The 15,591-nt window shown below is 54.3% G+C and carries 14 protein-coding genes; 9 read left to right on the forward strand and 5 right to left on the reverse strand.

Annotated features, from left to right (window positions below; translation table 11 throughout):
* The 4 genes from C173_RS35055 to C173_RS21090 form a co-directional block, all read left to right on the forward strand.
* The coding region (locus C173_RS35055; protein ID WP_036728092.1) for a hypothetical protein at positions 1 to 308 on the forward strand (308 nt) is incomplete at its 5' end.
* An 86-nt stretch (positions 309 to 394) separates the two neighbouring features.
* Positions 395 to 2,191 (forward strand): cache domain-containing sensor histidine kinase, encoded by a 1,797-nt coding sequence (locus C173_RS21080; RefSeq protein ID WP_036728290.1) that lies wholly within the window; start codon positions 395 to 397, stop codon positions 2,189 to 2,191.
* Positions 2,154 to 2,954 carry a response regulator transcription factor gene (locus tag C173_RS21085; RefSeq protein WP_036728093.1) on the forward strand — a complete coding sequence of 267 codons (801 nt, stop codon included), beginning with the start codon at positions 2,154 to 2,156 and terminating at the stop codon, positions 2,952 to 2,954. Before C173_RS21080 ends, C173_RS21085 begins: the two co-directional genes overlap by 38 nt.
* Before the next feature lie 123 nt (positions 2,955 to 3,077).
* Positions 3,078 to 4,403 carry an extracellular solute-binding protein gene (locus tag C173_RS21090; protein WP_036728095.1) on the forward strand — a complete coding sequence of 442 codons (1,326 nt, stop codon included), beginning with the start codon at positions 3,078 to 3,080 and terminating at the stop codon, positions 4,401 to 4,403.
* 106 nt (positions 4,404 to 4,509) lie between these two features.
* Here the strand turns inward: C173_RS21090 and C173_RS21095 are convergent, their stop codons facing one another.
* Positions 4,510 to 5,889: an MATE family efflux transporter gene (locus C173_RS21095; RefSeq protein ID WP_036728096.1), complete on the reverse strand. Its 1,380-nt coding sequence runs from the start codon at positions 5,887 to 5,889 to the stop codon at positions 4,510 to 4,512.
* Positions 5,890 to 6,136: 247 nt separating this feature from the next.
* Here C173_RS21095 and hxlA point away from each other — a divergent pair, with 247 nt between their 5' ends.
* From hxlA to C173_RS21115, 4 genes are all read left to right on the forward strand, one after another.
* The gene (gene hxlA / locus C173_RS21100) at positions 6,137 to 6,769 is read left to right on the forward strand and encodes a 3-hexulose-6-phosphate synthase (protein ID WP_036728098.1); all 633 of its coding nucleotides are present in this window, start codon (positions 6,137 to 6,139) and stop codon (positions 6,767 to 6,769) included.
* A gap of 6 nt (positions 6,770 to 6,775) precedes the next feature.
* Entirely contained in the window at positions 6,776 to 7,333 is a 558-nt protein-coding gene (gene hxlB, locus C173_RS21105; RefSeq protein ID WP_036728099.1) for a 6-phospho-3-hexuloisomerase, read from the forward strand.
* Positions 7,334 to 7,476: 143 nt separating this feature from the next.
* Positions 7,477 to 7,851 (forward strand): winged helix-turn-helix transcriptional regulator, encoded by a 375-nt coding sequence (locus C173_RS21110; protein ID WP_036728101.1) that lies wholly within the window; start codon positions 7,477 to 7,479, stop codon positions 7,849 to 7,851.
* A gap of 95 nt (positions 7,852 to 7,946) precedes the next feature.
* Positions 7,947 to 9,080 carry an NADH-dependent flavin oxidoreductase gene (locus C173_RS21115; protein ID WP_155991606.1) on the forward strand — a complete coding sequence of 378 codons (1,134 nt, stop codon included), beginning with the start codon at positions 7,947 to 7,949 and terminating at the stop codon, positions 9,078 to 9,080.
* Between the two features lie 104 nt (positions 9,081 to 9,184).
* On the opposite strand, the gene pepT is transcribed toward C173_RS21115, so the two are convergent.
* The 4 genes from pepT to C173_RS21135 form a co-directional block, all read right to left on the reverse strand.
* Positions 9,185 to 10,417, reverse strand: coding sequence for a peptidase T (gene pepT, locus C173_RS21120; protein ID WP_036728104.1), 1,233 nt, complete (start codon positions 10,415 to 10,417; stop codon positions 9,185 to 9,187).
* 58 nt (positions 10,418 to 10,475) lie between these two features.
* On the reverse strand, positions 10,476 to 11,156 hold the full coding sequence (locus tag C173_RS33005) for a sortase (RefSeq protein WP_051478246.1): 681 nt from the start codon (positions 11,154 to 11,156) through the stop codon (positions 10,476 to 10,478).
* Between the two features lie 28 nt (positions 11,157 to 11,184).
* The gene (locus tag C173_RS21130; RefSeq protein WP_036728108.1) at positions 11,185 to 12,159 is read right to left on the reverse strand and encodes a hypothetical protein; all 975 of its coding nucleotides are present in this window, start codon (positions 12,157 to 12,159) and stop codon (positions 11,185 to 11,187) included.
* Positions 12,160 to 13,058: 899 nt separating this feature from the next.
* Complete coding sequence (locus tag C173_RS21135) at positions 13,059 to 14,102, reverse strand: LLM class flavin-dependent oxidoreductase (RefSeq protein ID WP_051478247.1); 1,044 nt, start codon at positions 14,100 to 14,102, stop codon at positions 13,059 to 13,061.
* A 347-nt stretch (positions 14,103 to 14,449) separates the two neighbouring features.
* Here C173_RS21135 and C173_RS21140 point away from each other — a divergent pair, with 347 nt between their 5' ends.
* On the forward strand, positions 14,450 to 15,454 hold the full coding sequence (locus C173_RS21140; protein WP_036728109.1) for a LacI family DNA-binding transcriptional regulator: 1,005 nt from the start codon (positions 14,450 to 14,452) through the stop codon (positions 15,452 to 15,454).
* Positions 15,455 to 15,591: the final 137 nt, after the last annotated feature.

Genomic DNA, 15,591 nt, shown 5'->3' on the forward strand with positions numbered 1-15,591 from the left:
AAAACAGCATACATTGTGGCAGCACGCAGGCGCATGGGCCGAATGTATGCGAAAAACAGCATACATTGTGGCGGCGCGCAGGCGTATGGGCCAAATGTATACGGAAAACAGCATACATTGTGGTGGCGCGCAGGCGCATGGGCCAAATGTATGTTGAAAACAGCATACATTGTGGCGGCGCGCAGGCGTATTTGGCCAAATGTATGTTGAAAACAGCATACATTGTGGCGGCACGCAGGCGCATGGGCCAAATGTATGTTGAAAACAGCATATATTGTGGCGGCACGCTAGTGAGCCCGTTCATGTGATAGGATGGGCAATGATTTATCTTGACAAAACTCCCGGGGTTTGGAGAATAGAGTTGGAAACGCTGCCAACGAAAGAGGGAATTCTGATGCTTCAGAGATTCAGAGAGCTCAACACACTGCGCAATCAGATATTCATCGGTTTTTTGCTGGTGATGCTCATTATTATTCTGGTGTCCGGGGCATTTGTGTATGACCGTGTCTCGATTCTGCTCAAAAATAATGCCGAGCGGCATATCCAGCAGACGGCGGTTCAGGCCAACGGAAGGCTGGATGCGCTGACCGGCCAGATTGACGGTCTGATGGAGCAGGTGGCCAATCATCCTACCGTTCAACAGCTGCTGCTGGAGGAGCTGGACGGCAATGAGGTGTCCTTCAATCAGCGCCAGTCGCTGCTGCAAATTGTCTCCAGCTATCAGGCGTACATGCCGAGTGTAGGCTCGCTGGAGCTATATACCGCTGATTACAGGCTGCTGTTCCCGATTAAGGAAGGCAGCCTGGAGAGCAGGATTAACGAGCAGCATATCAGTGAGGCTAATGCCCAGAAGGGGAGGCTGGTCTGGATCGGCGTTGATCCGCATGATGATCAGAGCCTGCTGGCGATCCGCCAGGTCAGCCTGATGGACCGCTGGTTCTCGCGGGGTGGCTACCTGATGGCCCGCATCCAACGCAGCTACTTCCAGCTCGACGATCCGTTCTCAGGCAGTGACAGCGGGGAGTCTGTGCTGCTTGTGAATGATGAAGGACAGCTCCTCGGGAGCAGCGGAACGCCGCAGGAGGATCTGCTGCCGCTGCTGGAGAGCGGGGATCAGACGGTGAGCTTCCGGGGCAAGGAGTATGTGCAGGTCAAGCTGCGCTCGGACAAGACCTCCTGGACGCTGCTGGTGCTGACACCTGTCAGCTATGTCACCAAGGGACTGTCCGTGCTGCGGACGGTGCTGCTGGTGTCAGGCGGAATCGGAACCCTGCTGTTCCTGATTATATCCTTTCTGTTGTCGACAATGATTACCCGGCCGATTATTCACCTGATCCGGGCGATGCGCAAATCCCGTATGGGGGTGCTGACCCCCAATTCGCAGAAGGTATCGACCATGGAGCTCCGGGAGCTGAATAATACCTACAACGGTATGGTGGCTAATATTAATGATTTGATCAGGGTGGTCTATGAGAAGGAGGTCCTGCAGAGCCGGACCGAGCTTAAAGCCTTGCAGGCGCAGATCAATCCCCATTTCCTGTTCAATACGCTGGAGGCCTTCAACTGGTCACTGGAGGAGAAGGGAGAGGAGGAGCTGGCCGGATTAGTGGTCATGATGTCCAGGCTATTCCGCTACATTATGGGCAGCCCGCACAACAAGGATGAATGGGTCACGCTGAGTGAAGAGGTGGAGCAGATCAGGCGGTATCTGCGGATTATGGAGATGCGGATGGGAGAGCGGCTGTCCTGGGACATCAGGCTTGACCCGCATGAGGCTGCTGTACCGGTACCTAAGCTGCTGATTCAGCCGATTGTCGAGAACGCAATTCTCCATGGAGTAGAGAGTCGAGTCGGCAAGGGCGTGATTGAAGTAATCATCACCCCCTCCTCCCGCAAGGGTTGGACCTCAGTGGAGGTGTCGGACAACGGGCCGGGTATGGATGAGGCCACGCTGCTGGCGCTGCGTGATGCGCTGGATGGCGGGCCCCCGGTCTCTGCCAAGGGCAGCGGAGTCGGGCTGGTGAATGTGCAGCGGCGGCTGAAGCTGTACTATGCGGAAGCGGGCATGAAGACGGAGGGGCTGATCGTAGAGAGCCGGCGGTCTGAAGGGACTGTAATAAGGTTTGAGATTCCAAGCAATGGAGGAGATACCTATGAGTCTGGGCAACAAGACGATTCTAATCGTAGATGATGAACCAAGAACGCGTCAGGGGATTAAGCAGACGCTGGAAGTATGGGCGGCAGGCCGGTATATCGTGGAGACCTGCGACAACGGGGTGGAAGCGCGCGAGCGGCTGCGGCAGGAGCGCGTCCATCTGCTGATCACAGATGTGCGCATGCCGGAGGTGAGCGGGCTGGATCTGATCCATTCGCTGCAGGAAGCTCCCCGGAAGCCGGTGATCATTGTCATCTCCGGCTATGCGGAGTTCGATTATGTGCAGCAGGCGATGCGGCTGGGGGCAGTCAATTATCTGCTGAAGCCGCTGGACAAGTCCGAGCTGCTGACAGTGGTCGAGGATGCGCTGAAGCGGGAGGAGGAGCAGCAGCGCCATGTGAAGCTGGAGAAGCTGGTGGATCACAAGCTGCTGGAGATTGACCCGGAGCAGGCCGGGATGGGGCAGCCGGTTAAGGAGGCCATTGCCTATGTGGAGCAGCATTTGCACGAACAGCTGACGATGGCTGAGGTAGCGGGGATGATTCACCTGAATGCCAGCTATTTCAGCGTGCTGTTCAAGGAGCAGGCCGGGGTCTCCTTCACTGAATATCTGTCCCGTCTGCGGATTCAGCGGGCGAAGGAGTTATTGCTCCAGACCGCGCTGCCGGTCGGGGAGATTGGAGAGCGTGTAGGGTATCGGACGGATAAATATTTCATTAAGGTTTTCAAGTCCTTGGAGGCGATAAGCCCGAGCCGGTACCGTCAGCAGATGAAGGGCGGAGCGCAGGAAATCCAATAGATGTGGTATTTTAGCCAATAAATGTGCCCTTATCTGCCTCAGAGTACGATGCTAGAATTTGAATGATAGCGATTACATGGATAATTACGGCCTTTTGCAATGTGAGATGGGGAGGCAATGGCAATGCGAAGGAATCACATGACCAAGGGGCTGCTCCTGGCCTGCATCTGGCTGCTTGTTCTGACAGGCTGCGGCTCTGCGGGAGAGAATAATAGTGAGCTTGCAGCTACCGGTGCCTCTTCCCCCAAAATAACCATTCATATGATGCACATCTGGCCCGCCGGACTCTCCGCGCAGCAGTATAAGCTGGTCAGCCAGATTATCGCAGAATATGAGAAGGAGCATCCGGGTATTATCATCAGGCAGGATGTGCTGGAGAATGAGCAGTATAAAAGCAAGCTCAAGGTGCTCTCCGCTTCCAATGACCTTCCCGATGTGGGCATAACCTGGGCAGCCGGCTTCATGGAGCCTTATGTAAGAGGCGGATTATTCGCTCCGCTGGATGACATCCTGCATGGCGGGCAGCTTAAGGATAAGTTCCTGAAGAGCACTACTGAGTCTTATGTTGTCGATAACAAGACCTATGCGCTGCCTCTGGAGATGAACATCTCACCGATCTTTTATAATAAAGAGATCTTTGCCCAATATAATCTTCAGGTGCCAACAACATATGAGGAGTTCAAGGCAGTTGTGAGAGCGCTCTCCAGTCATGGTGTGCCTCCGGTGGGGCTGGGTAATAAGGACCGGTGGACAGGCTCGCTGTGGTATATGTATCTGGCGGACCGTATTGCCGGAAGTGAGACGCTCAAGCGGGCAACGAAGGGGACGGGCTATTTCGATGATCCCGGACTGGTGCAGGCAGCAGCGGAAGTGCAGAACCTCGTCGATATGAACGCCTTCAACAACGGCTTCAACGGCTTGTCGTATGATGAGGGCAAATCGGAATTCATGGAAGAAAAGGCGGCCATGTACCTGACCGGTACCTGGGAGTTGCCCAACTTCACGACCAACCCGGAGATTCCGCAGGCCTTCAAGGACAAGGTCGGCTTCTTCAAATTCCCTACGGTGGAAGGCGGGAAGGGGAATTCGGGCGACTGGGTAGGCGGTCCGGGTGTCGGACTGTTCGTAGCGGAATCGTCCAGGGTGAAGGAGGAGGCCAAGGCTTTTGTCGAATACTTCGTCTTCAAATGGGGCGAGGCTTCAGTGACGAGTGCGGGGGTGATTCCGGCGACCAAGGTCGATACCACGAATGAGGAGCTGCCGCAGCTATACGTGGATCTGCTGAATGAATTGAACAATGCCAGCAGTATTACCCTGTTCGCGGATGTGCAGATGAAGCCGCATGCTGCCCAGGTCCATCTGGATATGATCCAGGCGCTGTTCGGCAAAGCAGTCACGCCGGAGCAGTTCGCAGCCAGACATAAGGTTGCAGTAGCCAAGGGGAACTGAGCAGGGGATAAGCTTACAACAAAGGGATGCTAATCAGCCGTATTTCCGGTGGCTGATTAGCATCCCTTATTGGTGTGGCGAGCCGGCCTGAGGAGCTGCCGCAGAATTAGTGCGCCGGAGCCGCCGGAGCGGCTTCCGGCGGTTCGTGCTGGATCAGGCCATGCTTCTCCCACGCTCGGCTCTTCCAGCGGAAGTACATAATGACTGCCCGCACCCATTCGTCGAACGCTGTGGCCAGCCATACCCCGGCCAGACCCAGATCAAGTGTGAACACCAGGAAGTAGCCCAGCGGCAGACTCATGCACACCATGGAGATCATGCCCATGTAGACCGGGAACTTGGCATCGCCCGACGCGCGCAGCGAGTTGATAATGACCAGATTGCAGGTCCGTCCGGTCTCCAGGAAGAAGCTGAGCAGGATGACCTGGGCGCCCATAGCGATAATCAGCTCATTATCCGTGAACAGACCCAGCAGCGGCTTCCGGAACAGAATGACGATCAGGTCCATGATGACTGTGACCAGCAGCGCCCACTTCACACTGGTGAACACCCGTGAGTAAGCCTCCTGCGTCCGTCTTGCACCTACAAGGTGCCCGACAATAATCGAGGTCCCCATCGCTACCGCTACGCTGAACAGGAAGATGTAGTTCGAGATATTAACCGCATACTGGCGGGTAGCCATGGCCTCGGCTCCCAAATAGGTGATGTACAGGGTGAAGACGAGCTGGCAGCACTGGTACATTACGGATTCGAAGGCGGACGGAATACCGATTTTGAGAATCTGCAGCACGTATTTCTTGGAGAGGTGAACGTAATAGCTCCATTTCACGCGTACCTCCATAATCCGGTAGAGCAGCAGGAAGAAGATCAAGAGAGCGATGGAGCGGCTGATTACGGTTGACACGGCCGCACCCTCCACGCCTAGCGCAGGCAGTCCGAAATGGCCGAAGATCAGCAGATAGTTACCGCCGACATGGATAACGTTCATCAGCAGCGATACCGCCATCGTCTGCTTGGTGAAGCCATGGGTCCGGATGGTGGCGGCCAGCGCGTTGATGAGGGCCTGCAGGAAGATCGCGCCTCCGACAATGTTGATATACGAGCGGGCGTAGGCGAGAATGTCACCCTTCACGTTCAGCGCCTGCAGCAGGTGGCCTCCGAGCAGCAGCATCACTGTACTAAGTATGATCCCTACCGCAAGATTCAGGGTAACTGCATTGCCGATCACTCTGGCGGCTTCTTTGGGCTGCTTGGAGCCGAGGTATTGCGACACGACGATCGCCGCGCCGTTCCCGATGACACTAAGCGCCAGAATGGCTATGGCAATAATCTGATTGGCCGCGCCGACACCGGAGACCGCATCATCGGACACCGAGCTGATCATGAAGGTATCCATACTGCCCATCAGCATGAACAGGAACAGTTCCAGGAAGATCGGCCAGGTCAGCTTCATTAAGTTGAATGTCTTGGGCTTGCTTGTTTCCATCATACACCTTCTTATTAGGATTCCCTCGCGGCTGTGAATCTTTGAATCAAATGTATGGTAGCACAGCTGTTGTGAAAATGCAGTAGGATTTCAGACATGCTGCCTGAAAATCCGCCGGCGTCACCCAATAGTATCCTCCAGGTGACTACCTCACTTTAAAGTGCCTACTTCCCTAATCGGCAGTATATCCCTAAACTGAGAAGCAGCACTTCCTAAAATATATTACGGATAAGGAGAACTTACACATATGAAATTACAGTTAGCACTCGATCTGGTGGATATTGCCGGAGCCAAGGCGGTTGTTGCAGAGGTTGCCGAATCTATAGATATCGTTGAGATTGGAACACCGGTCGTTATTAATGAGGGGCTGCATGCGGTGAAAGCGATCAAGGAAGCTTTTCCGGCGCTTACGGTGCTGGCCGATCTCAAAATCATGGATGCGGGCGGATATGAGGTCATGAAGGCAGTGGAAGCAGGCGCGGGCATCGTAACTGTGCTGGGTGTATCTGATGATTCAACGATCCGAGGTGCGGTGGAGGAAGCGAAGAAGACAGGTGCAGAGATCCTGGTCGATCTGATTAACGTGAAGGATCTCAAGGCCAGAGCCGCTGAAGTGGATGCGCTGGGCGTGGATTATGTCTGCGTGCATTCCGGCTATGACCATCAGGCTGAGGGCAAGAATTCCTTCGCAGATCTGAGAGATATTAAGAGCGTGGTTACCCGGGCCAAAACTGCAATTGCCGGCGGCATTAAGCTGAGTACGCTGCCTGAAGTGATTGCTGCGCAGCCTGATTTGGTAATCGTGGGCGGCGGTATTACTAGCGAAGCCGACATGAAGGCAACTGCTGCGGAAATGAAGCGCCTTGTAAGCCAGGCTTAAGCAGCCATGGACACGCAGAATTATGCACAGGAAATTGTGAAGGAGCTGGAAGGCGCTGTCTCCGGGCTGAATGCCGGAGAAGGTGAGGCGCTGACGGAGGAGCTGCTGCGCGCAGGGCAGATCTTCGTGGCCGGTGCCGGTCGTTCCGGCCTGATGGGCCGGGCCTTCGCCATGCGGCTGATGCAGGCCGGGCGGACAGCTTATGTGGTCGGAGAGACAGTAACGCCGGGCATTGGCCCCGGCGATGTGCTTGTACTGGGGTCCGGCTCAGGCGAGACGAAGGGACTGGTCTCCATGGCTGAGAAAGCCAAGGCAATCGGAGCGGCTGTAGTCCTCGTAACCATTCAGCCGGATTCGACGATCGGACGTCTCGCAGATTATACAGTCAAGCTGCCTGGCGCTCCCAAGGAACGGCCGGACGGCGGCTATACTACGCTGCAGCCGATGGCCTCCTTGTTTGAACAGACGCTGCTTGTATTCTATGATGCAGTTATTCTGCGGATCATGGAGCAGACGGGGCAGACCTCCGGCCGGATGTTCGGCAAGCATGCCAATTTGGAATAGCATACGATTTGGAATAGAATAGAGCTTGGAATACAATGTAGCTATCACACGGATGCTTTCCTTGACGGGAGGGCATCCTTTGCTGCTTATGTGCGGTGGGCGATGGATTTGTATTATGATGATAGCCGGAAGGGGGCTAAATATTGGCGACTGAAATTAAAGACCGTATCAACCTGAAGGAGATCAACTGCGAGAAGGAGCTTACGCTCGCTGTGATCGGCGGCAAGTGGAAGCTGATTATACTGTGGCACCTGGGTCTGGAAGGGACTAAGCGGTTCAGTGAACTCAAGAAGCTGATCCCCCATATCACCCAGAAAATGCTGACCAACCAGCTCCGCGAGCTGGAGGAAGATCAGCTGGTATTCAGGCAGGTATATGCGGAGGTTCCTCCGCGGGTAGAGTACTCCCTGACAGAGTATGGACATACCCTGATGCCGGTGCTGCGTATGATGTATGACTGGGGCAAGAATTACGGGGACAAGGTGATCTGGAAAGATGCACCTCACTGTGATAGGTAGCAACTGTAAACGAAGTCGTTCTATTTGTATTGTGCAAAATTAAGTTGTATACTAACATTTGTGAAGATTTAAATAAATGGAGGCTGATAGGTATGCTGAAGACAGAATATAGCCCGCTGCTGGAGACGTTCAAATTCAAGAACGGGATTGAACTGAAGAACCGTGTGGTCATGGCACCGATGACTAATTTCTCCTCCAATGAGGATGGAACCGTCTCCCGGCCGGAGCTGGATTATTATATCCGCCGTTCGGGCGGGGCGGGGATGGTCATTACCGCGTGTGTCTATGTCTCACGCGGCGGGAAGGGCTTCCCGGGTGAATTCGGAGCTGACCATGACGGGCTGATTCCAAGTCTGCGTGAGCTGGCGGAGGCCATCAAGGGCGAAGGAGCGAAGGCCGTGCTCCAGATCTTCCATGGCGGACGCCAATGCCCGCCGGAGCAGCTGGTTGACGGACAGCCTGTCAGTGCAAGCGATGTGCCGGCCGAGCTGCCGGGCGGCGGACAGGGGGCGGTTCCGCGCCCGCTGACAGACGAAGAGATTACCGGAATTATCGCTGATTTCGGTGAAGCGACGCGCCGGGCGATCGAGGCCGGCTTCGATGGCGTCGAGATTCACGGTGCGAACGGATATCTGCTGCAGCAGTTCTTCTCGCCGCATTCCAACAGACGCGAAGACCGCTGGGGCGGGGATCTGCAGAAGCGTCTCGCCTTCCCGCTGGCCGTTCTGCGCAGTGTCAAGGCTGCGGTGAAGCAGCATGCAGAGGGTGCGTTCCTTGTAGGCTACCGCTTCTCGCCTGAAGAGCCGGAAACGCCAGGGATTACGATGGCTGACACGTTTGCTCTAATCGATGCGCTGACAGCAGAGGGGCTGGATTACCTGCATGCGTCCCTCATGGAGCTGTGGTCGCTGCCGCGCCGGGGAACGGAGGACAGCCGTCCGCGTATTGAGCAGATCGTTGACCGGGCAGGAGACAAGGCGCCGGTAATTGGCGTAGGCTCACTCTACTCTGCCGCCGATGCCCTGAAGAGTCTGGACAGCGGCATCAGCCTGGTGGCGCTGGGCCGTCCGCTTCTGATTGAACCGGACTGGGTGCAGAAGCTGGCCGGGGGCCGGGCCGATGAGATTAAGACAGAGCTTGATCCGGCTGCCCAAGCAGAGCTTGTGATTCCGGACCCGCTCTGGAGAGCATTGATCCATACACCGGGCTGGCTGCCGGTTAAGCAATAAAGCAGGCAGACGGATAACGGTCTGTGACCAAAGCAATATAAGAACCCCGTGCTCCCTGTTTCCAGGGCGGCACGGGGTTCTTGCTGTTTTTAATATAATCTTATTTACGCTTTATGTTCCGCCAGACGGGCAATCTCAACGATAACCTGTACAGCCTTCAGCATTACGTCTACAGAAGCGTATTCAAATTTGCCGTGGAAATTCTCGCCTCCGGTGAAAATATTCGGTGTGGGCAGCCCCATATAAGAGAGCTGTGAGCCGTCAGTCCCTCCGCGGATTGGACGGATAACCGGCGTGATTCCGAGGCCCTCCATCGCTTCCCGGGCGATATCGACGATATGCCGGACGGGCTCGATTTTCTCGCGCATATTATAGTATTGGTCATTCATCTCCAGCACGATGTTGTCCGCTCCGTATGTAGATTTGAATTCCTCCACAATTGCGGCGATATTCGATTTGCGGTTCTCGAAGCTGTCGCGGTCAAAATCACGGATAATGTAATGCAGCTTGCTGTGTTCGGCACTGCCTTGCATGGAGATCAGGTGGTAGAACCCCTCGTAGCCGTCTGTGAATTCAGGGGCTTCACCGGCGGGCAGACGGAGATGGAAGGCCATGGCGATTTTGGACGAATGGATCATCTTGCCCTTGGCTGTACCGGGATGGACATTGACTCCGTGGAAGGTGATTTTGGCGGCGGCGGCATTGAAGCTCTCATATTCCAGCTCCCCAAGCGGGCCTCCGTCCACGGTGTAGGCATAGGAAGCACCGAAGGCGGCAACGTCGAACTTATGCGGGCCGCGTCCGATTTCTTCATCGGGGGTAAAAGCGACCCGGATCTTGCCATGCTTAATCTCCGGATGCGCCAGCAGATGGGCCATAGCCGTCATGATCTCAGCGATGCCTGCCTTGTTGTCTGCCCCCAGCAGGGTGGTGCCGTCGGTTGTAATCAGCGTATGCCCCTTGTAACCGCTCAGCTCCGGGAAGCTCTTCGCGGACATGATAATATTCTGGGCTTCATTCAGCACCAGATCCTGCCCGTCATAGTTCTCTACAATCTGCGGCTTCACATTCGTGCCGGTGAAATCCGTGGCGGTATCCAGATGGGCCAGGAAGCCGATCACCGGAACCTCTTTATCTGTGTTGGCGGGCAGCGAGGCCATGACATAGGCATGCTCGTCCACCGTAATCTCCGTCAGTCCCAGCTCCTGCAGCTCCTCTGCCAGCTTATGCGCCAGTACCATTTGGCCTGGAGTGGACGGGCAGCTCTCGCTGTCCTCGCTGGATTGGGTATCCATTTCAGCATACGATACAAAACGTCTAATTAATTCTTCCTTCAATGCGGGTCATCTCCTCTTCAGCTTCGTATGTCTATATTATCACGATCCGGCCCGGGTCTCATACTTTAGGCGGAGGGTGAGGAGTGAAAGGGGATGGAGGCTGGCTGGAGACTAGCTTGGCCGAGAGCAGGTAGCGCTCGGGCGCTGCGCCTACATAAGAGAATGGGTAACAGGTAATCAAGGTGAGTACGGGGTCTCTGCTGGGCTTAATCGCTCCCCGCGTATCTCCGTCAACAATCCGGCTCCCGGTCACTTCATATGTAAAAGTGCCTTCCGCTGTAGCAAGCTCAAGCCGGTCTCCGGTCTCCAGCTCGCCGAGACTGCGGAAGACGGTATCACGGTGTCCGGCCAGGACGCTGTTCCCGGAAGCGCCCGGGGCGGCGCTTGTCTCATCGTGTCCGGCCCCCTGCTTAAGCTCCGCCCGTCCGGTTCCCTCCAGAATGGCAACCCGCTTCTTCAGCTTCGGAAAATAGATCTCCCCGATTACCTCTCCTGCTATATAAGCAGGTTTGTCGCCTGTTGGTGATTCTGCGCTGCTGACCATACCTTCAGGCAGTGGTATTTCTTCTTCAGAATTTAGGGGGAGCCGGGCTTCCTCCCTCTTTTTGTCCCAGATTCTCAGGGCTTCGCGGGCTTCGGCGGGCGCTTTGAGGATCTGGAAGGCGGAATACAGCATAACACACACAGAGAGCAGGAAGATCAGCTTGACGGCTAAAGTGAATCCGCTGCGCATCTTCATGCTCTCTCCTCCTTACTTATACGGGTAGTTACTTCTTCTGGCCCAGCCTGCGGAGCACAAGCACACTAATCATGGCGACAACCAGGCTGGCCGCAATCAGATTGTACCAAGGGCTGGCTGTGTCGGGCAGTCTGCCGTCTTCCTCCGGCCCGCCCAGCGGAAGCGCGTCACCAGTGAGGTTGACCTCCTTCCCTGGTGAAGGGGCTGGTGTGCTGCCAAGTGCAGCGGCTCCGGAATCCGGAGTCGCGGACGGACGGTTGCCGCCGTCTTCCTCTCCTGCCCCTAGCGGAACAGGCTCCTCGCTTACGCTCACTCCATCCGGTGCTGCTGTAGCAGTTGCCGGTGCCTGTGAAGGTGCTGCTGAACTGCCAGGCGATGCACTGCCGGCCGGTGAGGCTGTAGGGACTGTTGTTGCAGCAGGCGGCGTACTGCCAGGGCTGCCGGTGGACCCTGGCGTTGACGTAGGCATAGGCGTTACTGCAGCCGTTGGCGTATCTGTGGGTTGAGGTGTAGAAGTTGGCCCGGCTGTAGGCGCAGGATCTGCTGTGGCAGTGAATTCAAAGGCGACACTTACCGTCTTCTCCTGGAACTCGTTGCCTGCCTCCGGCGGGAACAATACCTTCATTTCGATCGCTTCCTCTTCCCCTCCGGCAAGCGAGCCGATGGTCACTACCCCCGGGGCCTCGCTCATTACCCCTGAGTAGAGGATTACTCCCTCTTTTTGCAGGGTCATTTGCAGGATATTGTACAGATCTGCGTCCCCGGAGCGGAACTGAAAGGCTACTGCATAATCGAACGGATCATTTCCGTCATTGATAATCTTATAATCCGAAGCCATCGTATCTCCCGGCTGCATGTTGTTCATGGTTGCCGTACTGGTCGTATGTGAGTTGACAGTGAGCTTGATCGTATCCTCAGCGCTGACCCCTCCGGCATGCCAGATTACACCTGCCAGAACGGCCAAAATATACGCGCCAATTATAGATGTATGTCTCTTCTTCACTCTCCCCGCCCCTTCCTGTGCAGACCTTCGGCAGCCACCAGCCACAATCCGCCCCGGTTCGCCCTGGTTCGCCCTTCTGAATCATAGTTTGTCGAATAAAGTGGTTTCTTGAAGAACTACTACACATTAAAACGATAGTATAAATCAGAACGAGCATGAACGGATCTGGATGAGCCTGAACGTGCGTGAACGAGGCGGAATGGTAAAAATGCGCTGTTGTTCGTTATAACGAATAATACTTACAGTATAATCAAAATGAAGCATAAAGAAAAACAGAAAAAGATACTTTAAGTGAATGAATTGGGGCGTTTATTATAATTTTACGGCATTTATTTAATATTTACTGCTGTTAACTCATTATTTCTCTGTATATTAGTTGATTTTGTATTTTATAAAGAACGATTTGGGCTGTAAAGGCCCGGCTCCATCATTTCTACTCCGAACACATTTGTTTTTTGCTGCAAGACTAAAATAGCCCATTCAGCTACCTCAATGGAGTTCTCCATAGGTAGTTGAATGGGCTAATTATATAGACTGGCTTGTAATCAGACTAGTACAGTGTCAGGTTTAAAAGGGTGGATAAGCTTGTTAAACTCCACCCCGAATCTAACGGACCGGAGAGATCTTATCCCCACGAAAACGCCACTTTTTGCAGCGTAACGGACTCAGGCGGCCTTATTGTCTCCCTACGAGACGTTTTGGAGCCGAAGTGTAAAGGATAAGGCCCATGGAGTCCGTTACTCGCCCAGTTGGCGACTTTCTTCCCAAATAAGAGCACCTCAGTCCGTTACGCTAAGCCAAACGCCCCTGAAGAACAATCCCCGCTTGGAAAAGATGTAATTTGAAGGGTAATTGCTTCTGCTCCACTATTTTAAATCTGATGAGCTACTACGGCCTTATTACTTCTTCAACAGGTCGGCCACAAGCTCATACGAATGCAAGCGGGCAGAGTGATCATAGATCTGTGAAGCGATAATCCACTCATCGGCACCCGTCTCTTCGAGAATCTGGAGCAGCCGTTCTTCGATCAGGGCCTGGTCGCCCGCAATGGAGTATTGCTGTTTGCTCATAAGCAGTGCTTTCTCCTGGGAGGTCCAGATTCCGTCCAAACTGTCTACAGGCGGCTGGAGCTTGCCGGTGCGGCCACGGATAATGTTCAGGAATTGCTGCTGCTGGGAAGTGGCAAGTCTGCGCGCTTCTTCTACCGTATCCGCTGCCGTAATTCCCAAGCCCACCATAACATAAGGCTTGTCGAGTTCAGCTGAAGGCTTGAAGCTGGTACGGTACAGATGCAGAGCCGGCAGCAGATAATCCGGTGCGAAGTGGCTGGCAAAAGCAAAAGGCAGACCCAGCTGGCCCGCAAGCTGGGCGCTGAAGCCGCTGGAGCCGAGCAGCCAGATCGGGATGTTCAGTCCTTCACCGGGTACGGCGCGGACACCGGCCGGACGGGAGCCTGATCCTTCGGGGTCGAAATACGCCCGCAGCTCGCTAAGCTGCTCGGGAAATTCACTGCCATCGCTGCCGAGGCCGCGGCGCAGTGCTCTGGCTGCCGCCTGATCCGAGCCGGGGGCTCTGCCCAGACCCAGATCAATCCGTCCGGGATACAAGGATTCCAGCGTGCCGAATTGTTCTGCAATCATAAGCGGTGCGTGGTTGGAGAGCATGATGCCGCCTGAACCTACGCGGATGGTGTTAGTTCCGGCTGCGACATGTCCGATAACAACGGAGGTGGCGGAGCTGGCAATGCCGGTCATATTATGATGCTCTGCCAGCCAGTAACGGTTATACCCCCATTTCTCAGCATGACGAGCCAAATCAAGGGTGTTATGAAAAGAATCCGCCGCCGTTCCGCCCTCCCGGATAGGGGCTAAATCCAGTACGGAGAATGGTATGTCGTGCAATTGCTTCACATGAATCCCTCCTATAGTAGATGCATTCCGCATCAGTAGCATTATTTGCAGCCATGAATCAATATACCCGCCAATTATAACATGAAATAATATAATTTACACACTTTAAGTAAGCGGCATGACGGGGAGAGGGAGTGTGAAGGAGAAAGGTCCAGTTACTGAAGGGATGAATTTGGAGTATTTGGACTGAATTTGGACGCTTACAAACGTACAGTAAGGGCTCCGCAGGCAAAAATGTAAGCGTATAACAATTTGCTTGCCAATTTAAGGGAGCCTTGCTATAATCGCTTTGAAAAGCTTTTCTAACTTAAGCGGCTAGGCCAATCCTGATAAGGAGGGCACACGTTTCGGGCTAAAAGAATCAAGAAGGAAGTCAGACTATGAAGCCAACAATCAGAGATGTTGCCAAGATGGCCGGAGTATCCATCAGCACTGTGTCCCGTGTAATGAATGCCCCGGATACGGTCGTGGAGAGTAAGCGCAGCCGGGTCATTGAAGCGATAGAAGCGCTCAAGTATCAGCCTAATGCATTCGCACGGGGGTTAATTTACAGGAAGTCATTCACTCTCGGGCTACTCATTCCCGATATTGAGAACCTGTATTTCGCAGGGGTGATCCGGGGAATGCAGGATGCCTGCATTAAGCTCGGTTACAGCCTGATGATCTGCAATACAGACCGTGACAAGGAGCGGACATTGTCCTATATGGATACTTTTCATGAGAAACAGGTGGATGGTGTTGTGTTCGCCAGTGATATTCTGCACCCTGAGTATTATGAGAAGCTTATAGGCTGCAGAATTCCATTCGTGCTGGTCTCTTCCCATTCCGATGAGTATGAGGTAGCGTCGGTCGAGGTGGATGATGAGAAGGCGGCGTATGATGCTGTGAAATTCCTGATTGAGCTGGGGCACCAAGAGATTGGGATGATCGGCTTCAATCATGATAATTCGGTGTCCGGACCACCGCGGATGGCGGGATTCGTGAGAGCCTTGAGCGAATCGGGGCTGGAGCGTAATATCGGGAAAATCAAGTACGCTAACCACCGCTTTGAGCAGGCCTATCAGGCAACGCACGAGCTGTTCACTGAATATCCGGAATTAACAGCTGTATTCTGTGTAGCGGATGAGTTCGCCATGGGAACGATCTCTTACTTAAAGGACCGCAATATTCTGGTTCCCGGGCAAGTGTCGGTCATCGGCTTCGATAATCTGCGGATGTCGGGGATGTTCATTCCGAAGCTGACAACAATCGCACAGCCTATCTATCAGCTGGGGTACCGGGCGGCCGAGAAGCTGCATGAATTGCTGACCACCGGCAAGGTGGCTGTCATGAAAGAGAAGATGGAGCATAAGCTAATCGTAAGAGAATCCTCGCGTGAGAAATGAGATGTAGTTCCTGCGGGCTGAAGCACGGCTGCCTGGGGATAGGGCAGCACGGTTTCTTTACGCTCTTCTGAAAAGCTTTTCAGAGTGACGCGTTAGAGGAATGTGAGCGAATCGTTTCGGGAACCGTTTCAGGAACT

Origin of the sequence: Paenibacillus sp. FSL R7-277, assembly GCF_000517965.1 — a bacterium.
In the GTDB taxonomy this organism is placed as follows: domain Bacteria; phylum Bacillota; class Bacilli; order Paenibacillales; family Paenibacillaceae; genus Paenibacillus_AQ; species Paenibacillus_AQ silagei.